Source organism: Affinundibacterium macrobrachii, from assembly GCF_014652415.1.
GTDB classification, from domain to species: domain Bacteria; phylum Pseudomonadota; class Gammaproteobacteria; order Burkholderiales; family Burkholderiaceae_D; genus Undibacterium; species Undibacterium macrobrachii.
This window is the reverse complement of sequence record NZ_BMYT01000005.1, coordinates 155244-179465: the sequence shown is the minus strand read 5'-3', so window position 1 is coordinate 179465 and position 24222 is coordinate 155244. Positions and strand designations below refer to the sequence as shown.

The following is a 24222-nucleotide window of genomic DNA, read 5'->3' as shown; positions in this document are numbered from 1 at the left end:
TAATGAAAAACATAGATCTAAAAATCCTAGACCCACGCATGAAAGACCGACTCCCTGCCTACGGCACACAGGGCAGTGCCGGCCTTGACCTGCGTGCATGCATAGACGAAGCCATCACGATTCAACCCGGCGAAACTGTCTTGATCCCAACTGGCTTAGCCATTCACATTGGTGACCCAGGTTACGCCGCCATGATCTTGCCACGCAGCGGCATGGGTCACAAAAACGGCATCGTGCTTGGCAACTTGGTCGGCTTGATCGATTCCGATTATCAAGGTCAACTGATGATCTCGACATGGAATCGTGGGCAAAATGCCTTCACGCTAAATCCTATGGAACGCTTGGCGCAGTTGATTATTATGCCTGTGTTGCAAGTCGGCTTTAACATCGTTGACGAGTTTGGCGATAGTGAGCGCGGTGAAGGTGGATTTGGTAGTACGGGTAAGCATTAAGAGTCCTGCGGATTAACTCCTTCCCCTTCAAGGGGAAGGTCGGGATGGGGATGGGTTTCGTTTGGATAAATCGTGAACGTCGCGGCACGACCAAAACCCATCCCCACCCTAGCCCTCCCCTTGAAAGGGAGGGAACCTAAGAACAAAACGAGCGCGGTTTTTCTGAATTTATTAAGCATCAGAAATAATAGCTACAGCAAGAAACAAAGCAACACCCAAGCCCAACTCAATACGAATTGAGGCAAATCACACACCAACAAAATTGGTTTTAACGGCGCAAACAGCTATCATATGCGCCACTTGAGAATTTCTTGAAATAGCATTACGGAATGCCTTTTCAAAAATCCTCGTCGAATTGGAGAAAACAAAACATGGCAACTTTCAGCGTCAAAGACGTCCTCAACGGCAAAGCCCCAAGTGACACAAGCGTAACAGTTCAAGGCTGGGTACGTACCCGCCGCGATTCCAAAGCAGGCGTGTCTTTCTTGGCACTCACCGATGGCTCTTGCTTCGGCACTTTGCAAATCGTGGTACCGAATACTTTGTTTAACTACGATGCCGAAGTCTTGCACTTAACTGCAGGCGCATCCTTTGCTGCAACAGGCAATATCGTGCCATCGCAAGGCGGTGGTCAAAGTTTTGAAATGCAAGCAGAAAGAGTGCAAGTATTTGGCTTGGTCGAAGACCCTGACACCTACCCGATTCAACCAAAACCGCACAGCATGGAATTCTTGCGTGAGAACGCTCACTTGCGCGCACGTACGAACATCATGGGCGCAGTGGCACGTACTCGTCACTCCATCGCACAAGCGATTCACCGCTTCTTTCACGAGCAAGATTTTTACTGGGTTAACACCCCAATCTTGACCGCATCTGACTGCGAAGGCGCAGGCGAAATGTTCCGCGTGTCCACCTTGGATATGATGAACTTCCCTAAGACACCAGAAGGCAAGCCAGACTTCTCAAAAGACTTCTTCGGCAAAGAAACCTTCTTGACAGTGTCTGGCCAATTGAACGTGGAAACCTATTGCATGGCTTTGTCCAAGGTTTACACTTTCGGCCCCACCTTCCGTGCAGAAAACTCTAACACCAGCCGTCACTTGGCTGAGTTCTGGATGATAGAACCTGAAGTCGCCTTCGCTGATTTGGCACAAAATGCCGACCTCGCTGAAGCGATGTTGAAATATGTGTTCACCGCAGTATTGAACGAACGTGCCGACGATATGGCCTTCTTCGAAGAGCGTGTAGAAAAAGGCGTGATCGCGAAATTGCAAAACATCATCGCCAAACCTTTCGTGCGTATGGACTACACCGAAGCAGTCAATATCTTGCAAAATTGTGGTCAAAAATTCGAATACCCAGTGTCATGGGGCACCGATCTGCAATCTGAACACGAACGTTACCTCGCCGAAAAACACGTCAATGGCCCAGTGGTTCTGCAAAACTATCCAAAAGACATCAAGTCTTTCTACATGCGCATGAACGACGACGGCAAAACCGTCGCAGCGATGGACATCTTAGCCCCAGGCATAGGCGAAATCATCGGCGGCTCACAACGCGAAGAACGCTTAGACGTATTAGACGCACGCATGGAAGAAGTCGGCTTAGCAAAAGAACCGTACTACTGGTACCGCGACCTGCGCCGCTACGGTACAGTGCCACACGCAGGTTTTGGCTTAGGCTTCGAACGTGCTGTTTCCTACATCACTGGTGTGGGCAATGTGCGAGATGTGATTCCGTTTCCGCGTACACCGGGGAATGTGCGGTTCTAAGTTTTTGGTTTGGGTTTGAATGATAAAGGGCGACTTTTGGTTGCCCTTTTTTGTTTGTGTTGGTTCAAAAAAACGGGAAAATCTGGTAGAAAATCTATGCAGCTTTTCTCGATTTGGTTATACCTTACTTTTATAAGGTATAACCAAATTCAACCAAGCCACATGCGGGTTTCGAGAGACTTGAAACAGATTGCGAAATTCTTCGCTATCGGGTATCTTTGCAAAATAAAAATTAAATCACGTTAAGCCTGCACCATGACCCCAAGCGACCGCCTTACTGCCACCCGGAATGCGGCCTTCGAAGGCCGCTACGAGGAGGCTCTGAATGAGTACGTCTGGTTCCATGATCACGCACTCGAAGAGCAGCCTTCGGTGTATGGTGTTCGTCTGTCTTTCGCCCTCAGCTACTGGATGGAGCTTGCAGAAAAGTATCCGAGGGCCAGAGAGGTTCTGGTTGAAATCAGAGACAGGAAGGCTGAGGCGCTCCGCGTTGGCAAGGGCGATCGCGAACTGCTCCACGACGTCATTTCAATAAACGAGAACCTCGGCAGCACAGCGGAGACCCATGCCCTGTTCGTCCAGCTCGAAGCCAGCAGCCCACAGCTCGCCGAATCCTCCGCGAAGCTCGCTCTACCGGCCATAGTTGCCGCTGGCGACTTCTCCCTTGCCAGTCGTCATATGGCACAGCCAGAGAATCGAATCGTCCAGCTCAGCGAGTCGCTAAACCAAGACGTCGAAGACCTCAAGAGCTTTCCCGAGGCGCAGCGCCCACACATTCGCGATGCCTACGTCCACATCTACGCCTCAGAGGTGCAACTTGTCGCCTCAGTCCTTCGAGGTTTGGGGAAGTCTCAAGAGGCAGATAGCCTCACCGCTCTGGCTTCAAAGTTGATCAAGTCGTCCTCCATCCGAGGGGCCGTTCGTCGTGCGCTTGAACCGCAGCTAGGTAGGGTGGGCACGCTTTATGTGCCCACGCGGATTGCTTGATATGCCGACTAAAACCTCACCTCGCTTTTTATCTTTTTCACCTTTTTCAACCGTAACGCGTGGGCACGATCAAACTGTGCCCACCCTACGCCCTATCCGATGAATTCGCAATAATTTCTCTAGGCCTACACACCCGAAATCAAAAAATCCAAAAACCGGTAAGGTGCAATCTTTTCGTAAGTCCTAATGTGAAATATCATGGAAACAAACCGTCAAAGGCACGGAAAAGTGCATGACTCTTTTGCTATAGCCATTCCGATAAATTACCTGCCCAAGCAACAATAATCACCAATAACAAACGATTCAATAGCTGCGGGCTCATCCCTAACAATTCTGACAAATGACTACCATGCGTTCTCAAATAGACTTACTTGGACAAAGAATTGCCATGTTGATCGAGCGCCTGCGCAATATGGGCTACGTATTCGAAGACCCCACACAAGTATTTCCAGGACCTGAAACTGAAACCGAAACTATCATCGAAAAGATTGAGCGTGAGGTTGGCGAAATTCCAGAAGCACTGAAACTTTTTTGGCGGCAGGTAGGAAGCGTCAATTTGACTGGTCACCATCCCTCTTGGACTGAGACTGAATATTGCCCTGATCAACTCATCGTCTATCCAGCTTCCTATGCGCTCTACTACTTTGAAGACGAGCACGGAAACCGTCTTGCGTATGACAAGCCGTTTCAAATCATTATTGCGCCAGACGAGCTGCACAAGGCCAATGTTAGCGGAGGAGCGCCATACTCGATAAGTATTCCTGCCGTGGCAAATGATCCTCCTCTCAACGCATCGCCTGTAACAGAGACGTTTTTGGAACACATTGATCGTTCATTAAAGAGTGGCGGGTTTCCCGGCCTAGAGGGCGATCAAGACCACAATTGGCCCATCGCTAAGCTACGTTGCTGATTGCAAGCTTCAATTACCGTCAACAACCGTATCACGCAGGGACGGCAATTCATTGTCCCTTCAAGACACATGTTTTATCCGCCATTAGACATTTCACTAAGCTAAACTCCAAATTGGTTGAAGAGCATTATTGTTCACCGCCTAAGCTAAACAAGCACACTTTCGCCTCAACACTTGAATTAAGGCGACAACTTACAATAAGCTAACGTTTACTCCTCATTTCCAACTTATGTGGTTGCAGTAGATAAGCATCATTTCAAAGAGGTTCTCAATGTTAAGAAACAATTTTTTTCTGCTGCTAGTATTCTTTGCCACTCCAACTTTCGCTCAATCCGATGAGACTTTTAGCAATTGGGTTCCCAATAATTGGAAACTCAGCGACCTTGAGAAAGGAGACCTGAACCGCGACGGAATCGATGACGTGGTACTTGTGATTGAAGAGAGAAATCCTGACAACTTCAAAGCAAACAACGGATCTGGGCCATCGATACTGAATCTTAATCCGCGTCGTCTAATTGTTCTATTGGGATCGCAGAATGGGTTCAAAGAACTTATACGCCGAGACGCATTGCTACCAAGCGAGCATGTTGAAGATATGGGATGTTTGGCCGATCCCTTAGCAAACGGAGGTGTCGCGATTGAGAGAGGAAATCTGACTATCAATTTGCAAGACTGGCGAAGCTGCGGTAGCTATGGCGTGGTCGATGAAAAATTCACTTTTCGCCTGCATGGAACGCGATTTCAATTGATAGGCTATGATCGTTCCGAGTCGTCACGCAGCACTGGCGAAAGATCCGAATACAGCACCAATTATCTGACTGGAAAAATCAAAATAAGCACGGGGCTAAATGACTTTAGCAATGTCAAGGCCAAGGTAACTTGGAAGAAACGTCAATCCACTGGCACTTTCTTCTTAGATGACATCACTCTCCAGTGCGACTCGGCTGATCCAGCACAAAAAAACAATTGGTGCCAATGAGGACAATTTGGGTCAGCCGTTTAGGCTCAGTACACTTTTTTTACCTATGCTGATTGCTTGCGCACACTGACTGAAACCCTGCCCTGCTTTTTGTCTTTTTCACCGACTTCAACCGTCATCCGTGGGCACGATGTAGCTGTGCCCATCCGATTTCTCCATATAATAGAACGATTACTACCAACTGACTTTCACGATGCAAACAATCTATCAAGCCAGCAATAATATCGAAGCCCACATGGTAAAAAATATGCTGGAGCAACATGAAATAAACGCTTTCATTGAAGGTGAATTTTTACAAGGTGGCGTTGGAGACTTGCCCGCTCATAATCTCGTAAGAATACTTGTGGCTGAATCCGACTTCGCCAATGCTAATCAGATCATCGATGAGTGGAACCAATCCCAAGAAACCTATGTGTCATCAAATCTCATCCCAACCCGAACTCGAAAGAGCTCGCTGGGTTTGATTTTTTTGGGTCTACTACTAGGCTTGGTATTGGCATACGCATTCTCAAGGACGCCATATGATAGAAGTGGCTATGACTATAACTATGATGGCCGTTTAGACGATCAATGGACATACAGTCCCAACGGAGTAGCGCTCCTCAATGAAGTTGATCGAAATCTCGATGGAAAATTAGATCTTGTCTTTCATTTCGACAAAAATGGGCTGATTGAAAGTGCGGAGTTCGATGACAACTTCGACGGAGTATTTGAGTCAACTGCGAGCTACGAAAATGGTAATATCACCCAAATGAAAACCGACACCGATGGTGATCACTTCGCTGATTTCATCACTAATTTCAAATTCGGCGTCGCTACTTCAATTGAATACATCAACGTCTATTCAGGTTACGCAAAAAAAATCTGCTCAATTCACCTCGGGAAAATCAAGATATGTGAAATCGATACAAATCTCGATAGAGTTATGGACAAAAAAGAGACCTATGATGAAAACGGTGAAATCAATCTACGTTAAATCAATGTAGCCAAGTCAAGTGGGGAAAACACAATCTTTGCGCACAGACGAACTGCTTGAGATAAAGACTAAAACTTCGCACCTCATTTTATCTTTTTAATCGTTTCCAACCGACACGCGTAAGCCCATTAAAGCTGCGTCCAGCCTACGAAATGTCCGATGGGTTCGCACCAATTTCACTAACACGGCAATCTGTGTTTGGAAGCACAATTTTGTGCATATCAATTAAGCCTACAAAAATTTGCTAAACTTCATCCGCGTAAGATAGATTGAAATGACCAAGAGAGATATCAATGAGTTTTGAAACTATGTTAGTACAAGCCGAGCGATCTTCGCTCGTGCAGATGGAACCAGGTTGGGGGCAAGGTCGCGCTATTTTTGGTGGCATTTTGGCGGCCCTTTCTGTCGCGCATATGCAAGCGCGCTTGAGCGGTGATGCAAAGTTGCGCGCGCTGACGATTTCGTTTGTTGCACCCGTTGAAGTCGGTGAAGTCGAATTTAAAGCAGAGGTGCTGCGTGCTGGAAAATCGGTCACGCAAATGCAATGCCATTTACTGCAACAAGGTAATGTCGTCTTAAGTGCGCTGGCCAGTTTTGGTGTGGCACGTAGTTCGCAAGTAGTCGTCACGAGTGAGGTTGCGCCCGATTTTGGTGACATCAAAGATGGCTTGTCCTTCCCTTTTCTTGAAGGAATCATTCCGGAATTCACCCGCAAGATCGACTTTCGTTATAAGGATTGTGATTTGCCGTTTAGCGCGTCATCCAAGTCGCATATCAATGGCTGGATGCGCTGGATCGATAGCGCTGAGGTGAGTGCTACCCGCGCGCCACTGTTGAGTTTAATTGCACTGATCGACGCTTGGCCACCAGCGATTCTACAAATGCTGGATAGCCCAAATCCTGCCAGCAGCTTGACTTGGACTCTAGAGTTTCCAAGCATAGACGAGGCAGCCTTGTCGCAACAAGCAAATCCATGGTGGCAATACCGTGCACACACAGATGCAGCGCGCAATGGCTATGGCCACATCGCAGCTGAAATATGGAATGAACATGGTCAACTCGTGGCGATTAGTCGCCAGACAGTGACGGTGTTTGCTTAAGGTGTTCGTTCGTGGCGAACAATTCTTTTCTTTGCTTATTTGTTGCAGAAATTAAGTTGGGTTTCTGTTTTTGCAGAGGATGACCGAATGGCGTCATTCCCCTGCGAGCTATTGCTCCTCCCGTCATACTATTAATCACAATCATTGATCATACTCATCCATTTTGGCCAAGTTCAAAGCTACTCTTTCTGATCAATGATTTGCATAAATTAAAATTTATTCTGATAAAATTACTCCACTAAAAAGCGAGCAATTGGTATGGGTAAAAATACAAATTCGATGTATCTTTCAAATCGTCCTATTCAATTTTTTCAATTCAAGTGATTGGAGTAATCCATGTTCAAGAGATTAGTTTTCATTATTTCACTGGCACTCAGTTTTCCTTCGTTGGCGCAGCAGGAGAGCGCCACTATGAGCCAAGCGAAACGTCTGTTAAATCAAAAATCGTATGCCGAAGCAGTCAAGGTTTTTGAAGCGATATTTGCAAAGAAAGATGCAAATCGTGGCGAATACTATGATGCAGCCTGCGCTGCGGCACTTGCAGGTCAACATGATCTAGCATTCACTTGGCTGAATAAATCGATCGACAAAAATTGGTGGAATATCGACCACTTGAAGGCAGATACCGATCTGCAATCTTTACATGTTCGTCCTGAGTGGCCAATCATGCTCAACAAGCTACAGACAAAACTTGCTGCACGTGAGAAAAATTATGATCACGCGCTCAAAAAAGAGTTAGAAGACATCTTCATCGCAGATCAAAAACTGCGAACTGGCATAGACGCAATCATCAAACAATATGGTGAGAAATCTGAGCAAGTCAAAGCAACTTGGGACGAAATCGAGCGACTTGATGCGGCTAACTTGAAACGTGTCACCCAGATTTTAGATAGCAAGGGCTGGCTAGGCCCCGAACAAGTAGGCGAAAGAGCCAGCTCTACTTTATTCTTAGTCGTTCAACACGCGAATAAAGCAGTATGGGAAAAGTATCTTCCAATGATGCGTAAAGCGGTCCAAGAGAAAAAGGCCAGCGCATCCAGTTTAGCTTTGCTCGAAGATCGTTATCTTGCCTTCGGTTTAGGCAAGAAGCAGCTATATGGCAGCCAATTACAAACAGTCGACGGCGTAACCAAGTTGATGCCAGTTGAAGACCCCGATCGCCTCGATGAGCGTCGCGCTGCGGTTGGACTTGGACCCATCGCTGACTATCTACAGAATTGGAACCTCACTTGGGATCTAGAAAGCTACAAAAAATCGCTAGCTGAAGACGAGGCTCGCAAGGCAGCAAAAAAATGAACTTGCTAGACAAATAGAATTAGCCGAAGACTTATCATGCCGTATGACATGTGCCCATGATGAGCAATTATTTTTTGCGTCGTTTGATCACAAAAGAAACTCTTGTTGATCAAACGACTATCGAACAGCGTAATACACAGGTAGCTGATGTGCTAATGAATAGACATCAGAAATTTCACAGCAATGCAATTCTAGATTCTTGTATTATTTTTTTCAGAACACACATTCCAGCTCTGCCGTTTTTCTAGGCTTACTTTAGATTACGCCGATTAGTTTTTATCTAAGAGCAATTTGCCGAAATCAACTTAAATTTACATTTTGAATCCACTTGCGCAGATAATATAAATACTATTGTTCAGCCACGCGCGTCGTATGCACACTACCAATCACGACATTGTTTTGACCATCGACCAAATTTATCGGCAATCGTCGCGGCAGATTTTTGCAAGCTTGGTGCGCTTACTTGGTGATTTTGATTTGGCAGAAGAAGCGCTGCATGAGGCTTTTAGAGCAGCTATCGAGAAGTGGCCGACACAGGGCGTTCCTTCCAATCCGCATGCATGGTTGATCTCAGCGGGACGCTTTAAGGCAATTGATGGTATTCGGCGCAATCAACGTTTTACCGCATGGGATGAAGCACTAGAGCAAGCGGAAAGCATTGCGGACGAGACACCCTCTTGGGACGAGTTACAAGAACAAATCATGTTGGAAGACGACAGGCTGCGCTTGGTGTTTACTTGTTGTCATCCTAGTCTAGCATTTGATGCACAAGTCGCACTGACACTACGTGAAGTTTGCGGCTTGACTACCGAAGAAATTGCCAGTGCGTTCTTACTACCCGCACCAACTTTAGCGCAACGCATAGTGCGTGCCAAGAGCAAAATTCGTGATGCACGAATTCCCTACCAAGTACCAGATGCAACGGAACTTCCTGCGCGGCTAGCAAGTGTCTTGCGCGTGATTTATTTGGTGTTTAACGAGGGCTACTCTGCCTCAAGTGGTGATATGTTAACCCGCGGCGATCTGTCGAATGAAGCGATTCGCTTAGCGCGTTTGCTAAGTGAATTACTACCTGAGCAAGCAGAAATTATGGGCTTACTGGGACTCATGTTATTACATGAATCACGGCGAGTTGCACGTATCAATTTACAAGATGACTTAATCCCACTAGATGAACAAGACCGTAGTTTGTGGAACGCCGCATTGATCGCCGAAGGATGTACTCTGGCTGAACAAGCACTACGCACAAAGAAATTCGGTGCTTACAGTCTACAAGCCGCAATCTCTGCTGTGCACGCAGAAGCACCAACAAGTGCTGACACCGATTGGGCTCAAATCGTCGGTTTATACGACGCTCTATTTCGGCTGGAGCCCAGTTCTATCGTTGCACTCAATCGCGCAGTGGCTGTTGCAATGCACGATAGTCCGGCGACCGGCCTAGCTTTAGTGAACCAACTTTTAGAAGAAGAATCTCTGCAAAAATATCACTTAGCCTACGCCGCGCAGGCAGACTTGTACCGCCGTTTGGCTCGCTACCAAGAAGCAAAATGCGCTTACGAACATGCATTCGCCTTAACTAAGCAAGGTGCTGAGCAGCGTTTTTTACAGAAACGCATCGCCGAAATGAATCGCTTAACAAGCGAAATTTCGGGCTAGCCTAGAGTCAAATAATTGAAAGATCATAATTTTCGCTAGCCAGTCCGCAAATAATTCAAAATATTTTTGAGCTAGTGTCGATTTGAAGTTTTGCCGTTCGACTAGTTGTAGATTGGGAACAAATTAAACTACAAAGTATTGCTTTCACATCACGAGCTTTGCTTTTTTCCCAAGCATATTGACTTCAACAAATCAACAAAAAGGAGATATCTCGATGGCAACTGGTACTGTTCAACTGCACCGCGTTCTCAAAGCAAACCCTGACAAGGTTTATCGTGCGTTTTTAGACCAAGCCGCTATGGCTAAGTGGATTGCCCCGTATGGTTTCACTTGCACAGTCCACCACATGGATACAAAAGTAGGTGGCACTTTCCGTATGTCGTTCGAAAATTTTTCAACTGGACATTCACATGCGTTCGGTGGTGAATATTTGGAATTAATCCCAGGTCAATTGCTGCGTTACACCGACAAATTTGAAGACCCGAATCTGCCGGGAGAATTACTCGTCGAGGTATCGCTCAAAGAGGTCGCTTGTGGCACCGAATTAAATATCACTCAGAGCGGCATTCCCGAGATGATTCCCGTAGAAATGTGTTACTTGGGATGGCAAGAATCATTAGAACAATTGGCGAAGTTGGTTGAGCCAGAAATCGCTGGATAAATAATTTCAATTCATTAGTTAACGAAAAAGGACTCGCTATGCCAAAAATGATTTTCGTAAATTTGCCAGTTACTGAGCTTGCCAATTCCATCCGCTTTTATACCGCAATTGGCGGCAAAAAAAATCCACAGTTTTCGGATGACACAGCGGCGTGTATGGTGCTATCAGAGACCATCCATGTGATGTTGCTAACCCACGCTAAATACGGCTCTTTCACCAGTAGGCCAATTGCAGACGCTCGTGCCACAAGTGCTAGCCTATTGGCATTAACTTTCGATAGTCGAGATGAGGTCAACGCCACTGTGGAACGTGCCACTGCGGCGGGCGGGATGGCAGACCCCAATCCACAACAAGATCTCGGCTTTATGTTTAGTCGTTCCGTCCAAGACCCAGATGGCAATGTGTGGGAGATTTTTTGGATGGACCCAGCTGCCGTCGCCAATGCCTAAGTAGTCGATTTGAACAAGGAAACCCAGCTATGAAATATCTCTGCCTCGTCTATCTGTCTGAAGAAAATTGGAATGCCTGTCCTGACACGACTTGTTTTGCTTTTGCCCAACAATTAGCACAAAGTGGTCATATGATCGCTGCCGAGCCACTACACCCAACACAGACGGCCACTACGGTACGTGTGCGCAATGGGCAAATGTCGATGACCGATGGTCCATTCGCCGAAACGAAAGAACAGTTAGCAGGCTTTTACTTGATTGATGCCAAAGATCTCAATGAAGCAATTAACTGGGCTGCAAAAATTCCGCCAGCCAAGTTCGGCAGTATCGAAGTGCGACCAGTACGTGAATTAGATTTAAGTGCAGCCACAACATAAAGACCGCAGCACAGGCAATTCACACACAAATAAACCACCCTGCATGCTCAGGCAACACAAGTCAAAAAGGAAAATCATGGCTAAGACCATCACCATTAGTTTACCCGTCAAAGATCTCGATGCGTCCAAGGCGTTCTATACAGAGCTCGGCTTCAAATTCAATCCACAATGTGGTGACGACAGTGCCGCCTTGATGGAATGGAGTGAAACCATCAGCGTGATGTTGTTAACGCATGAAAAATGGAGCGGCTTCACCACCCGACCAATTCCCCCAAGCACTTCAAGCGAAGTCGCTTTGAATATTTCTTGCGAATCACGCGACGAGGTTGATGCAATGAATCGAATCGCGATGCACATGGGTGGTATTGCGGATATCAATCCGGTACAAGATCATGGCTTTATGTATGGGCGCGACTTCGCTGACCCTGATGGTCATATCTGGGGCGCGGTTTGGATGGATATGTCGGCAATTCCATCGCCGCAATAGTTTCAAACTCAAACTCACTTGCGAACCTTGGTTTCTTTGAAAAACCTTAGAAAAACATCGCTGCTAATCGTGGAACTCGGTGTGCACAAAATGTGTCCAAGCCTCAAACACCTAACGCCATTCTCACTTTTGCAGTTGATGTAAAGCAAGTGGAAGCTAGCATCGCTTAAAACATCCACGCTGTATATTCACTATTGAAGGAGTCTTATCATGCAAATCCCAGAACCACAAACAGAACATCTTTGGCTACAGCAACTCGTCGGTGAATGGACTTTTGAATCAGAATGCCTCATGGGCCCAGACCAGCCCCCCATGAAAACGGCAGGAAGTGAAGTAGTTAGATCATTGGGAAAATTGTGGACTATCGGCGAGGGAACAAGTGACTCACCAGACGGTGGGCCATGGAATTCGATTATGACACTTGGGTATGATCCGCAAGCACAGCGCTTTGTCGGCACGTTCATCGCATCGGTGATGACACATTTGTGGCCGTACAAAGGCACGCTCGATGCGTCTGCAAAAATTCTGGCACTAGACTCAGAGGGCCCGAGCTTCGCGGACAACGGCAATATGGCAAAGTATCAAGACATCATCGAATTTATCACGCCGGATCATCGTACACTGACCTCGCGCGTGCAAAGCGAGGATGGAACTTGGCATCAGTTTATGTGCGCACATTACCGTCGGAAGTCATAAGTAGAACGCAAAATTTTGTGATCTTTTTTTACCTTCCATCACCGTGACGCTACGCAAATGAACACAATACAACTTCAATTCAATTGGTATTTATCTACGAAGGCACTGTGTTTACGCCAACTGCAAATAGTCTTCGCGGTGATCTCATTTTTGTTCACTCCGTTTGCTCTCGCAGACCAACTCATCACAGTCAAGAGTCGGCCGAACGTCTCCCAATCTCTACTACTTTGGGAACCTCATACTGCCAATCCAGAAACGGTCATCCTCTTGATTCCTGGTGGCTCAGGAAACATCGGGTTGAGCCTAAAAGATGGTCAAGCAAAAGCCGAAAGACCACATCTATTTTTAGGACAACGGGAAGTTCTCTTACAAAAAAAGATGGCAGTGATGGTGATGAACGCGCCCTCTGACCAAGAAGACTTAACGCAGAATATCCGCATGTCATCTAATCACGTGGCTGACATGCAAATAGCCGTAAAGGAAATTCAGCGCCGTTTTCCAAAATCACGTCTGGTGATTATGGCGCATAGCCGAGGCACTATTTCTGCCGCTTATCTGGCACAGAGTTTAGGCGATCAGGTCAGCGCCTTGGTACTTCTCTCTGGTTTATATCAAGCCTACCTTCCTGGACCCAATATGCCATCAAGTGGCCCGGGTTTATCGAAGTTAGATTTGTCATCGCTGAAAATGCCGATGCTGCTAGTTCATCACGCGAAAGACGCTTGTCCAGTGTCACCTGTATCCGACTTCTCGCCCATTACTATTCCTAAAATTTTAGTAAGTGGCATAGAAATCACCGACAAAGTTCATCCATGTGGGCCTGGTTCCAACCACTGGTTCGCGGGCAAAGAAAACGACGTTGCGCAAGAAATCATCAATTGGATTTCTGGAAAATCTTGGAAATCTAGCTTGCCTTGATTGGCGCGGGTAACGATGTTGAGGGGTCTTTCTGCGTGACTCAAAGCCCCCCCCTTTTTACTACCAACTATACGTCTATAAAATAGTTTCAATCTTGCACGACAATTCGCTCGTAACAGAACCCTCCTTTAATACTGTCACAGTGCACACTCGGATTTACTCTGCTTCAATTCACGTTCTAAAAATTGTTCGATAAGATCAAAATGCTTAAGTGGCGCACTATGATTGCCATCAATGGCAATGTGCTGTACTGGATATGCAAAGCTTTTTGCTTTGAGGCGCTGTGCGATCTTGTCAGACATTTCTGTCGACGGCCACATTTCGTCTTTTTTAGCAGATAAGAGCATCACTGGACCATTGATGTTTTCTACCGCGATTGAGGCCTTATCCATTGCGGACTGATCTTCCATCATGATAGAAAATGCCGCACGCAAATCGCGACGCATCAATGCTGGATAGGTCGCTTCAGTCACGGGCACAAACGGAAGCAGCTTACCATGGTGACTCCACCCAGGTGTATCCATAGTCATCGTCAAAGCTGGAAATATCGAGCTACCAGCGACAATGCCGATCACCGCATCATATTCTTTATATAGACTTGCAAGAAGCAAAGCGAGTTCGCCACCACGAGAACCGCCCATGACGATAATACACTCTGCGTTGATGTCTGGTGCCTGAGCCGCTTGCATAATAGCGGCATGAATTCCCTCGATGGCAATACGATCTAGTTTAGCGGGGCTTTCTTTCGTACCAAAATATCCTAAAGCCAATACAGCGTATCCTCGCTCTAAAAAACGATCACGTTGCGCCTTCCAAAATTGACTCGCCCAAGGATTGCCGCCCTCAGATCCACCTAGACCAACAATCAAGGGTTGCTTTTTGTTTGTGCTGGTAAACAACTGTTGGCTAACTTGTCCATGTCGTTCTGGAAACACGACCTGCTGCTCTTGCGCCATGATCAAATTTTGCGCGCTTACAATGTACAACATAAGGATCAACTTAGTGGCCAACTTAGTGGTCAACTTAAGCTGGATGATTACTTGTTTCATTTTTTATCTCTTCCCATACGTTTATCTAACTGTCGCTTTTCCCAACTTGCCCCAAAAAATGCCTTGGTATCAAATAAGTCGATTGCCTGGTAGGCCAGCCAAAAGCCCCAACCAACAGCCAAACCTAAGCCATTACGAATTTCACCGTTATGAACATAGGAGGCAAAGCAAATCAAAGGAACAATAATCAAGTAAGCAATTAATTCGACAATAAAGTGGCGAATTTTTCGAATATTCTCCAACTCTTGCTTTTCTTCTTCGGTCAATTGAGTTTCGTCTAAGGCTTCGGTTAACCCTAATTCCTTAAGTGGAACCTCAAACACTGCGGCTAAGCATTTTGCCGTCTCTGCTGTTGCTGGCTGCCCCTTTTCAATTCGCTGAATGGTACGTTGACTAACACCACTAAAATCCGCCAACTGTGCCTGGGTCCAACCTCTTTCAATTCGTAGATTTTTTATCGACATAGCCTTTCCCTGCATAATCAAACGAAGCCCTAGTTTAGGAGAAGAAGACCAATTTAGAAACAAATCTAGGCGACAGCGAGACGACATCAACACGCCACAAGCTGACAAAGGAGCGATTTTCGATACTTTATTAAAGCGAGAGAAGAATAAGTAGCATCATTTCCACAACTCTATTTTTTTAGAAATGAGATCGATTAAAACAGTAAACCCTTTTCCCGCTGATATTTCGTGCCCCCCCCTCAAAAAGAACACTTTGATATATACGCATTATCCTTATGATTTTTCATGGTTTTTAGGGAATAATCAGTTCGATACCTCATTAGCTTATACGCACAATCCGATGATTTCTTCCAGCCAGAAATGCTGTCGATATGGCAAAATGATGTTTATCCAAGGCAATCAATACGGCAGATAAGCTCAACTACCTCAACCTCCTGTAACTGAGTTGATGCTGATCTGATACTGGATTAATAATGAGCTAAAACTCAATTTTTCTTTAATTTTTATCATTACCACATCAAAAAACAGAACGCACGACGTGCGCTCTGATCCCACTTTACTTCACTCATGCCCTCGATTGCTTCATTCGTCAGATCTGGATTTTCTCGCTTGGTATTGTCAAGGAAACTTCGGTCTACGCCATCCGCCTTATATTCACGAAAAAGTCAGATCGGCCATTCAACTTTATTGAGGAGCAAGTATCTATGAACGCCCATATTCCAACAGAAAGCAAACGTGAGCGCTTATTTCGTCTAGGTTATTTATTGTTTGGCATTAACTTACCGGAGCATGACCAAGCAAACGCATCAAGCGCTTCAAATTCAGCGAGTGTGCTGAAGAAAAGTCTGCTGCGCATTTTCTTGGCCTTGATGTTCGCACTGGCTTGCGTTTATGTGATTTCAAGTTTTGGCGACTTTGTTAGTGGTTTTATTGCAGGCTGGAACTCCGCTGGCAATGCAGACGATTTGAAATTCGAGACTTGGCGCATGTCGCAACAATTGTTGCTGAGCTTACTCGCGGTCATGTGGTTCTTAACGCATAACTTTTTATTGAAACGTGCAATTGCGCAGACCATCGCTCGTCATGATGCAGAGCGTGAACGTGCCAATCAATTAGAAATCAGCAGCACGTTAAAATTACTCAAAGCACAAATTGAGCCGCATTTCTTGTTCAATACTTTGGGTCTAGTACAACACTTAGCAGAACCCACTGCACCACAAGCGGCTGCGCTAACGGCTGATTTGATTCAATTTCTTCGAGCTACACTTGAGAGCTTAAGGTCGGATACGATTTCACTTGAAGATGATTGCAAAACTTGTGATGCTTATCTCAAAATTATGCAAACACGCTTACCGCGCCGTTTGAGTTATGAAATCAGTTACGAGCCACATTTACAGCAATTTCGATTGCCATCAGCGTTATTACTCACCTTAGTCGAGAACGCAATCAAACATGGTATAGAACCCGCTGTTGACGGTGGCCATATCAGCATCGTCGCACATCAAATCGATCAGCAAATTCGTATTACCGTAATCGATACCGGGCTTGGATTTGGAGAAGAAATTGGACATGGCCTAGGTCTTGACCATATCCGCAATCGATTAGCACTGAGCTATGGAGACAAAGCAAAGTTAGAACTAGAAGAAAATGAACCGCGTGGCGTAATTGCTCGCTTAGTATTGCCTGCATAACTTTAGCGACATTAATTCACACTATTCACCATCTATGAACGACTTAAGCCACCCCACGTTTACCGTGCTTATTGCCGAAGACGAAGACATGATGCGCGAACGCCTTATTACGCAATTAAAGCAATGCCATCCACAAGCACAAATCGTCGCGATTGCTGAGAACGGCAATGATGCTTGGGATTTGTGGCTAGAACACGAACCTGATGTGGTGTTTCTCGATATTCAAATGCCGGGATTAAGCGGGCTCGCTGTCGCGGAAAGAATTCGCGCACGCTCACACATCGTCTTTGTCACTGCTTATGATCAACATGCTTTACAGGCGTTTGAACATGCGGCGCTCGATTATCTGCTCAAACCAGTCACACTGGAACGCTTAGAACAGACCATCAAACGTCTAATTGAACGGATTCAAAATACTAGCAAATCAGCATCGCAAACAGCAGAAAATAGCGTATCTAAGTCACACGCAGAAGCACTAAATAGCATCGCGAATGCAAACCAAACGAGCGAGAAAAAGACCAAACCAAAATGGCTCAGAGCCAGTGTTGGCAAACAAATTCGCTTGATTCATCTGAATGATATTTTATTCTTGCAATCAGATACCAAGTACACACGGGTCGTTACCAAAGACGGCGAAGCCTATATTCGTACCGCGCTCAAAGACTTAATCGAGATGCTTGATCCAGAAATTTTCTGGCAAATTCATCGTGGCACCGTGGTAAATGCTCACGCAATCGAATCAGCAGAACGCATCGATAGTGAACGCTTAGAAGTAATTCTTAAAAACTGCGCTGAGCGTTTAACCGTGAGCAGAAGTTTTGGCTATCTATTCAGAGAATCCAATTAACTTCCACATTAATAGTCAAATTGGCGAACAAATTAAAAATCAACTAAGCTAGGCAATAGCATCACCTGCGCACTACTTCCATTCTACTGACACCATTTTATGCAAGAACTAAACCATCAAATTAACTTCATTCTAGAACTCGATAAACTCAAAGCGATTTATCGTAAAGCATTGATCCGTGCGGATAAAAATCGCTATGAAAATAGTGCGGAACATAGTTGGCATATTGCGTTGACTGCACATGTCTTAGCGCCGTATGCAAATGCGACCGTGGATATCCATCGCGTATGCTTGATGTTACTAATTCACGATATTGTTGAGATCGATGCAGGCGATACTTTTGCGTTTGATCATCACACGATCTTGGGCCAGCAAGCAGAAAAAGAAGCCGCAGCAGCAGAGCGTATTTTTGGGTTGTTGCCATCACCGCAGCGCGAGACCATGATCGCTCTGTGGCACGAGTTCGAGCAAGCAGAAACTGCTGATGCGCAATTTGCCAAAGCAATCGATCGCATACTGCCACTCATCCAAAATATGCAAAATGAAGGCGGCAGTTGGGTACAGAATAAAGTATTCAAACACCAAGTGATAAAACGCAATCAATACCTAGAGACTGCTGCGCCAAAATTATGGCAGTACGTGCTGGAGCAAATTGATATCGCTGAAGATCGAGGTTGGTTAAGAAGAGATTAAAGACTTCTAGTTGATTAGTTGGCATTTAAATTACAGCCTACTTTTTTAAAAATTTTAAAGACCTAGCAGCTTAATTAATACGTTTCTCGTAATCATCCGTACGCATATCAAAATGAAAATCAATCTAACTAGCAATGTGCATAACATTCGCATGATGCACATGCAAATGCACACGTGAATGCGTATGTAATGCACAACCAACAAATTGCCAAGATAGGAACATTATTTGACCCAAATGACAGCTTGAATTACTCTGAGCGCCGAATTCCTTGAGCGATTAAATTAATTCCTCAAAAGCAGAACTACAAAAAAAAGTGATCCCGACACAAACCATTAGCAATCAGAGACTAGAAATTAGCGCCGTGAACATGATAAAAATAAAGCACTTGAACGGTAAATTTTCTTGGATGTGTTCCTTGCTTCTATTGGCGTTTTGCAGTTCAAGCAGCGCACAGACTAATCCACCTACGATTTATCTCACCACCGAGTATCTATATCCGCTCAATATCGTCGACAAAGACGGCGCGCATATCTATGGTCAGTCGGCAGATAAGCTTCATGAGTTATTTAAGCGTAGCGAATTGCCGTACCAGATGAATATCATGAGCTGGAGTCGTGCATTTAAGCTAGCGCGCCGCAATCCAAATACCTGTGTTTTTTCAACCGCACGTATCAAAGAAAGAGAATCTTGGTTTCATTGGATAGGGCCCATTGCATCTGGCAACTGGGCAGTGTTTGGCAGCCCTGAAAAACTTGGTAAAGTCACTCGACTTGAAGACATCAAGAACGCAAGCATCGGCACCGAAGAAGGCAATGTATCGGTTTCGTATTTATCGGAAAGAGGCTTCAATATTGTGACCTCGATAGAATCATCAACCACCTTTAAAAACGTCGCACTGGGACGGATTGATTACGCCACCGCTGGCGATACCCACGGTAAAAAAATCATCGCTGAAAACCAACTTGAAGGCAAAGTCGTTTTTCTATTCAATTATCAAAGCTCTGATTACTACCTTGCCTGTCATCCCAAGATGCGCGCAGAAACCATTGCCCTCTTAAATGCCAAATTGCGTGAAATGAAGGCGGATGGCACGTATAAAAATATCGATCTCAAATACTAGTCACCACGACACTTTTCCAAGCCGCACAACTCAAATTTTTTTGCAGATAAAAAAAGAGCGATCAATGATTGATCGCTCTTTAGCATTTTTCGATTTAAGAAAGTAGCTTAGCTTACCGCTGGAAATTCATAGCTAGCACCGATTCCTAACGGTATACCAAGCATCCAAAAGCACATTAAGAACGCAGTCCACAACGCCAACAAAGTTACCGAGAATGGCAGCATTAAGGCAATCAAGGTACCGATGCCTGTTGACTTTACATACTTCTGACAGAACACCACAATCAACGGAAAATACGGCATTAAAGGTGTGATGATATTTGTTGATGAATCACCGACACGATAAGCCGCTTGGGTTAAGTCTGGTGATACGCCCAACTCCATCAGCATGGGCACCATCACCGCACCAATCAATGCCCACTTAGCAGAAGCCGAGCCAACTAGCAGATTCACGAGACTAGTCAAAATAACGATACCAACCAGCGTAACGCCCATTGGCAAAGCTAGTTCTTTTAACGCCCCCGCACCTTTGATTGCAAGCAGCGCGCCAAGATTAGATTGTCCAAACGCATAAATGAATTGCGCGCAAAAGAATGCCATCACAATGTAGTAGCCCATCCCACTCATTGCTTTACTCATACCTTGAATCACATCACGATGATTCTTCACAGTACCGGCAGCATAGCCGTACACCACCCCTGGGATCAGGAACAATACCAAAATCAAAGACACGATCGATTGCATTAAAGGCGCTGAAGAATGCGTCAAGCTCGCATCGGTTCCACGCCACGCCGAACTCGCTGGTAGCGCAGAAATAAACAACAAGCCAATACTCAACAACATCGCTAATACTGCAAAACGCAAGCCACGTCGCTCCGCTGGCGTCAATGGATCTAACTTGGGCAAGTTAGCGGGATCACCATCAATCGCAGTATTTTTTAAACGCGGCTCAATCACTTTGTCAGTCAAAAACCAACCGATAAACACAATCAAAATCGCTGATGCAGAAGTGAAATAATAATTATTGAGTGGATTAATAATTAAATCAGCCGCCGCCGGATTTGACGAAAGACGCGCAGAGGCCTGCGTTAATCCTGCCAGCAAAGGATCTAAACTACTTGGAATAAACAAAGAAGCAGAAAACCCACCCGATACGCCCGCAAACGCCGCCGCGATACCAGCTAAGGGATGTCGCCCAGCCGCATAGAAAATCACTGCACCTAAAGGAATCACCAAAACATAACCAGCATCAACCGCCACGTGGCTCAAAATACCTACTGCAACTAATACAGGCGTCAATAGCATCTTGGGGGTAACTGCCAAAATAGAACGCAATCCAGCGTTAATAAAACCCGTATGCTCTGCTACACCTAGCCCCAGCATGGCGACCAAAACCACACCTAGCGGCGGAAAACTGACAAAGGTATTGACCAACTTTGCCATGAACGTAGTGAACGCTGCGCCATCTAATAAGTTATTGATTTGAATCGGTTTACCATTGCGCGGATCAATTTCATTGAAGCTAATCCCGGACATCGCCCAAGAAATAATCCAAACTGCCAACATAAACAAGGCAAATAAAATTGCCGGATCGGGCAATTTATTGCCAACGCGCTCGATCGTATTCAAGCTACGATTGAGCCAGCCCTGAGGTGCTGGTGCGCTAGGAGTTGCATTGACTTCAGCCATAATTTTCCTTTATCAAAAAGCTTCTAATTATTTGATCAATTGAAATAAATCATGAATATTCTGCGATAGCAGATGCAATACACAATGTGCTGCGATTTTCAGGTTCGCGGCGATAATTTAACAGATTTCTCTGATAAGATTTTTTGCAGCGCATTTCACTCAATGTGCAAAGAAAGGCGGATAAGCATTAATTAAATTTGCTAGTCCATGAATCAAATCAAGCTTCAATTCAAGCGCTGGTTCAGGCAGCGGTGCGCACATCAACTTAGAAGCACTTCAAAATAATTCGGTAGAGCCTATGAGAAAAATAATTGCACTAGAATTTATCACCCTAGATGGCGTAATCCAAGCTGGCGGAGGCCCAACCGAAGATACGAGTGGTGGCTTTGACTATGGCGGCTGGCAAGTGCCGCACTCTGATCCCGTATTAGCTGAGGTCATGCGTGAACAAATGCGCGAGCCTTTCGAACTCTTACTAGGACGCAAGACATTTGATATTTGGGCGCCGTATTGGCCCGAGCACAATGACTTTTGGCCAGCAGTCAACAAGGTCACTAAATACGTCGCATCAAATACGCTGACAGAACATCACTGGCAACCTAGCGTGTTTTTGAACGGCGATATCGTCGAGAAAATTCAAAGACTCAAACAAGAGAACGGCCCGAATCTGCATTTGTACGGAAGCGCCAATTTGATGCAAACCTTAATGCAACATGATTTAGTCGATGAGCTATGGCTTAAAATTTATCCGATTACCTTAGGTAGTGGAAAACGCCTTTTTTCCGATGGCACCGCGCCTGCGGCGTTTAAGCTAAACGCCTGCCAAGTCACTTCAACTGGCGTGATTATTGCGAACTACGCGCGTGCTGGAGAGGTTCAGACCGGAAGTTATCCCGACTAAATTACACAAGCTCATTGCTGGCAAAAGCGCTCGCCTCGCTTATCAACCAGGTTTCAAATGCCAGTAGCGCTGCGCTTTTTTGCAGGTCTTTCGGTGTTACTAAATAATAGCTGTAATCAGAAGGAGCTATGACGTCGAACAGGCGCACTAAATTTCCCGCTGCGATTTCACCTGCAACTAAACTATGACGAGCAACCGCAATGCCCTGCCCTGCTTTGGCAGCAGTCAACATTAAATTACTATCGCTGTGATGCGTCTCATGTTGAAAACTGGCGATATCGACACCAGCATACTGGCTCCAATTGAGCCATTCGCGACCATTTTCCACACACAAAATCCGAAAGCGATGTAGTTGTTTCGGGCTACTTGGAAATCGTCCCGCATTAAAATCGGGGCTACAAACGGGGTAGAGCTGATCATCGAGCAATTTCTCGGCATCATAATCTTCCCATTTTCCTAGCCCGAAACGGATCGCGATATCAGTTTGTGTTTTGTCGAGATTCACCAAACCAATCGCTGCCTGAATATGAATCACCAAATCAGGATGCGTCGCTTGAAATTGTCCCAAACGCGGTAACAACCAAAATGTGGCGAACGACTGCAAAGTCGCCACCCGAATTGCCGGCATACGTTTTTCTGTTTTGACTTGTGCCAAAGCGCGCGTGATTTGACGCAATGCAGGTTGGATTTGCTTATGTAGCTGCAGACCTTCGGCAGTCAACTGCATCTGCCTACCTTTGCGCTCAAACAAAGAAACGCCCAAAGACTCTTCCAGCAAACGCATTTGTTGGCTAATTGCACTATGGGTAATGTGCAGCTCTGCCGCCGCCAAAGAATAACTTTTATGGCGCGCAGCTGCCTCGAATGTAAGAAGCGAATTTAGGGAAGTAGGAAACATCCAGTATTGTTAGATTTTCTAACAGAAGATGTCAATAAGTATCGTTCGCCTTTTTAACAAACCACAGTTAGCATGTTGCTCTGAACTTAGCTGCATTGCTTACTTTAGCCAATTTCCAACTTTAAATTTACATTCGAAAAAGAACCCACATGTCCACATCGAATTTAACCCGACTCGTATTACTAGCATTAATTTGGGGTACTAGCTTTATGCTGATGCGTATCGCCTCCCCCGTGTTCGGCCCGATACTAACGACGTTTGGGCGAGCTAGTTTAGGCGCATTAGCGATCTACCTTTTTGCCCGCCAGCGTGGTGTCGAATTTCATTGGAAAAAAAATGCTAAGACCTACTTGGTGATAGGCTTAGGCAATACGGCGATTCCATTTAGCTTGTTCGCTTGGTCTGCACTGCATATCCCATCGGCGTACATGGCAACCATGAATTCACTGGCGCCGATTTTTACTGCGGTGTTTGGCTTCATTATGCTGGGTGAGCGCTTGAGTTGGTTACGCATTAGTGCATTTGTCTTGGGCTTATTTGGCGTTGCAGTTTTAGTTGGAATCGGTCCAGTCAGCGTCACACCTTTAGTCATTGCTGGCGTGTTAGCGGGCATGGGGGCTTCGATTAATTACGGCTTTGCGGCAACCTACACACGCATGTATGCCAAAGAAATTCCATCACTAGCCACCGCGGCCGGTAGCCAATTCGCTGCCGCGCTCGCATTGCTGCCGTTCGCACTGCCGTCAGTACCGCATGCGATCGAATACGGCACTAGCAGCGCATTGATTTCTGTTGTGATTCTGGGGATTGTTTGTACAGGAATTGCCTATGCATTGTTCTTTCATCTGATCTCAACAGAGGGAGCTAGCAAAGCAGTGACGGTAACTTTCTTAATTCCCGCAACAGCATCGGTTTGGGCATGGTTGCTGCTCGATGAACCGATCACGCCAGGGATTGTCGCTGGCATCTTGATCGTCTTAATCGCAACCGCAATGTCATTAGGATTACTAAAAAAGCTGCCCTTCGTAAAGCGCTAGTCACTATGGTCTTGCATGTAATAATATGCAAACGAATAAATTGCAAAGGACTTAATCACAAAGCGCCGACGAGGTAAATCTAAGGACCTGCACATCGCTTGTACTTAAGTCCTCATT

25 protein-coding genes are annotated in these 24222 nt (G+C 45.7%); 21 read left to right on the top strand and 4 right to left on the bottom strand.

Translation table 11 applies throughout. The annotated features are described in order from the left end of the window. The first annotated feature begins 2 nt into the window (after nucleotides 1-2). The 15 genes from dut to IE103_RS14845 all read left to right on the top strand — a co-directional run bounded on the left by dut (nucleotide 3) and on the right by IE103_RS14845 (nucleotide 13716). Entirely contained in the window at nucleotides 3-452 is a 450-nt protein-coding gene (gene dut / locus IE103_RS14915) for a dUTP diphosphatase (protein WP_189346930.1), read from the top strand. A 371-nt stretch (nucleotides 453-823) separates the two neighbouring features. Then, on the top strand, nucleotides 824-2224 hold the full coding sequence (asnS, locus tag IE103_RS14910; protein ID WP_189346929.1) for an asparagine--tRNA ligase: 1401 nt from the start codon (nucleotides 824-826) through the stop codon (nucleotides 2222-2224). 255 nt (nucleotides 2225-2479) lie between these two features. Then, entirely contained in the window at nucleotides 2480-3211 is a 732-nt protein-coding gene (locus IE103_RS14905) for a hypothetical protein (protein WP_189346928.1), read from the top strand. Between the two features lie 349 nt (nucleotides 3212-3560). Beyond that, nucleotides 3561-4121 carry a hypothetical protein gene (locus IE103_RS14900; protein WP_189346927.1) on the top strand — a complete coding sequence of 187 codons (561 nt, stop codon included), beginning with the start codon at nucleotides 3561-3563 and terminating at the stop codon, nucleotides 4119-4121. Between the two features lie 271 nt (nucleotides 4122-4392). Next, nucleotides 4393-5100 carry a hypothetical protein gene (locus IE103_RS14895; RefSeq protein ID WP_189346926.1) on the top strand — a complete coding sequence of 236 codons (708 nt, stop codon included), beginning with the start codon at nucleotides 4393-4395 and terminating at the stop codon, nucleotides 5098-5100. Nucleotides 5101-5293: 193 nt separating this feature from the next. Continuing rightward, entirely contained in the window at nucleotides 5294-6076 is a 783-nt protein-coding gene (locus IE103_RS14890; RefSeq protein ID WP_189346925.1) for a putative signal transducing protein, read from the top strand. 293 nt (nucleotides 6077-6369) lie between these two features. Next, nucleotides 6370-7176: a thioesterase family protein gene (locus tag IE103_RS14885; RefSeq protein ID WP_189346924.1), complete on the top strand. Its 807-nt coding sequence runs from the start codon at nucleotides 6370-6372 to the stop codon at nucleotides 7174-7176. A gap of 336 nt (nucleotides 7177-7512) precedes the next feature. Next, a complete protein-coding gene (locus tag IE103_RS14880; protein ID WP_189346923.1) occupies nucleotides 7513-8472 on the top strand; it encodes a DUF6624 domain-containing protein in 960 nt (319 codons plus the stop codon). A 372-nt stretch (nucleotides 8473-8844) separates the two neighbouring features. Next, nucleotides 8845-10128, top strand: a complete 1284-nt coding sequence (locus IE103_RS14875; protein WP_189346922.1) for an RNA polymerase sigma factor — start codon at nucleotides 8845-8847, stop codon at nucleotides 10126-10128. Between the two features lie 214 nt (nucleotides 10129-10342). Further along, nucleotides 10343-10789, top strand: a complete 447-nt coding sequence (locus IE103_RS14870; RefSeq protein ID WP_189346921.1) for an SRPBCC family protein — start codon at nucleotides 10343-10345, stop codon at nucleotides 10787-10789. A gap of 38 nt (nucleotides 10790-10827) precedes the next feature. Beyond that, the gene (locus tag IE103_RS14865; RefSeq protein ID WP_189346920.1) at nucleotides 10828-11238 is read left to right on the top strand and encodes a VOC family protein; all 411 of its coding nucleotides are present in this window, start codon (nucleotides 10828-10830) and stop codon (nucleotides 11236-11238) included. Between the two features lie 29 nt (nucleotides 11239-11267). Next, a complete protein-coding gene (locus IE103_RS14860; protein ID WP_189346919.1) occupies nucleotides 11268-11615 on the top strand; it encodes a YciI family protein in 348 nt (115 codons plus the stop codon). 76 nt (nucleotides 11616-11691) lie between these two features. After that, complete coding sequence (locus IE103_RS14855; protein ID WP_189346918.1) at nucleotides 11692-12102, top strand: VOC family protein; 411 nt, start codon at nucleotides 11692-11694, stop codon at nucleotides 12100-12102. A gap of 210 nt (nucleotides 12103-12312) precedes the next feature. Further along, on the top strand, nucleotides 12313-12798 hold the full coding sequence (locus IE103_RS14850; protein ID WP_189346917.1) for a DUF1579 domain-containing protein: 486 nt from the start codon (nucleotides 12313-12315) through the stop codon (nucleotides 12796-12798). A gap of 57 nt (nucleotides 12799-12855) precedes the next feature. Next, nucleotides 12856-13716, top strand: a complete 861-nt coding sequence (locus IE103_RS14845; RefSeq protein WP_189346916.1) for an alpha/beta hydrolase — start codon at nucleotides 12856-12858, stop codon at nucleotides 13714-13716. A gap of 137 nt (nucleotides 13717-13853) precedes the next feature. Here IE103_RS14845 and IE103_RS14840 read toward each other — a convergent pair whose 3' ends face one another. Further along, entirely contained in the window at nucleotides 13854-14765 is a 912-nt protein-coding gene (locus tag IE103_RS14840) for an alpha/beta hydrolase family protein (protein WP_189346915.1), read from the bottom strand. After that, nucleotides 14762-15229: a helix-turn-helix domain-containing protein gene (locus tag IE103_RS14835; RefSeq protein ID WP_189346914.1), complete on the bottom strand. Its 468-nt coding sequence runs from the start codon at nucleotides 15227-15229 to the stop codon at nucleotides 14762-14764. Before IE103_RS14835 ends, IE103_RS14840 begins: the two co-directional genes overlap by 4 nt. 704 nt (nucleotides 15230-15933) lie before the next feature. On the opposite strand from IE103_RS14835, the gene IE103_RS14830 reads away from it, so the two are divergent. The 4 genes from IE103_RS14830 (at nucleotide 15934) to IE103_RS14815 (ending at nucleotide 19581) form a co-directional block, all read left to right on the top strand. After that, entirely contained in the window at nucleotides 15934-16920 is a 987-nt protein-coding gene (locus tag IE103_RS14830) for a sensor histidine kinase (protein ID WP_189346913.1), read from the top strand. 34 nt (nucleotides 16921-16954) lie between these two features. Next, the gene (locus tag IE103_RS14825) at nucleotides 16955-17767 is read left to right on the top strand and encodes a LytR/AlgR family response regulator transcription factor (protein WP_189346912.1); all 813 of its coding nucleotides are present in this window, start codon (nucleotides 16955-16957) and stop codon (nucleotides 17765-17767) included. A 99-nt stretch (nucleotides 17768-17866) separates the two neighbouring features. Then, nucleotides 17867-18460 carry an HD domain-containing protein gene (locus tag IE103_RS14820; protein WP_189346911.1) on the top strand — a complete coding sequence of 198 codons (594 nt, stop codon included), beginning with the start codon at nucleotides 17867-17869 and terminating at the stop codon, nucleotides 18458-18460. A gap of 368 nt (nucleotides 18461-18828) precedes the next feature. Then, nucleotides 18829-19581 carry a substrate-binding periplasmic protein gene (locus IE103_RS14815; RefSeq protein WP_189346910.1) on the top strand — a complete coding sequence of 251 codons (753 nt, stop codon included), beginning with the start codon at nucleotides 18829-18831 and terminating at the stop codon, nucleotides 19579-19581. 107 nt (nucleotides 19582-19688) lie between these two features. Here IE103_RS14815 and IE103_RS14810 read toward each other — a convergent pair whose 3' ends face one another. Next, nucleotides 19689-21269 carry an AbgT family transporter gene (locus tag IE103_RS14810; protein WP_189346909.1) on the bottom strand — a complete coding sequence of 527 codons (1581 nt, stop codon included), beginning with the start codon at nucleotides 21267-21269 and terminating at the stop codon, nucleotides 19689-19691. A 298-nt stretch (nucleotides 21270-21567) separates the two neighbouring features. Here IE103_RS14810 and IE103_RS14805 point away from each other — a divergent pair, with 298 nt between their 5' ends. Further along, nucleotides 21568-22170: a dihydrofolate reductase family protein gene (locus IE103_RS14805; protein WP_189346908.1), complete on the top strand. Its 603-nt coding sequence runs from the start codon at nucleotides 21568-21570 to the stop codon at nucleotides 22168-22170. 1 nt (nucleotide 22171) lies between these two features. Here the strand turns inward: IE103_RS14805 and gcvA are convergent, their stop codons facing one another. Continuing rightward, on the bottom strand, nucleotides 22172-23068 hold the full coding sequence (gene gcvA / locus IE103_RS14800) for a transcriptional regulator GcvA (RefSeq protein WP_189346907.1): 897 nt from the start codon (nucleotides 23066-23068) through the stop codon (nucleotides 22172-22174). A gap of 149 nt (nucleotides 23069-23217) precedes the next feature. Between gcvA and IE103_RS14795 the strand changes: the two genes are divergently transcribed. Continuing rightward, nucleotides 23218-24105, top strand: coding sequence for a DMT family transporter (locus IE103_RS14795; RefSeq protein WP_189346906.1), 888 nt, complete (start codon nucleotides 23218-23220; stop codon nucleotides 24103-24105). The last annotated feature ends 117 nt before the right edge of the window (nucleotides 24106-24222 follow it).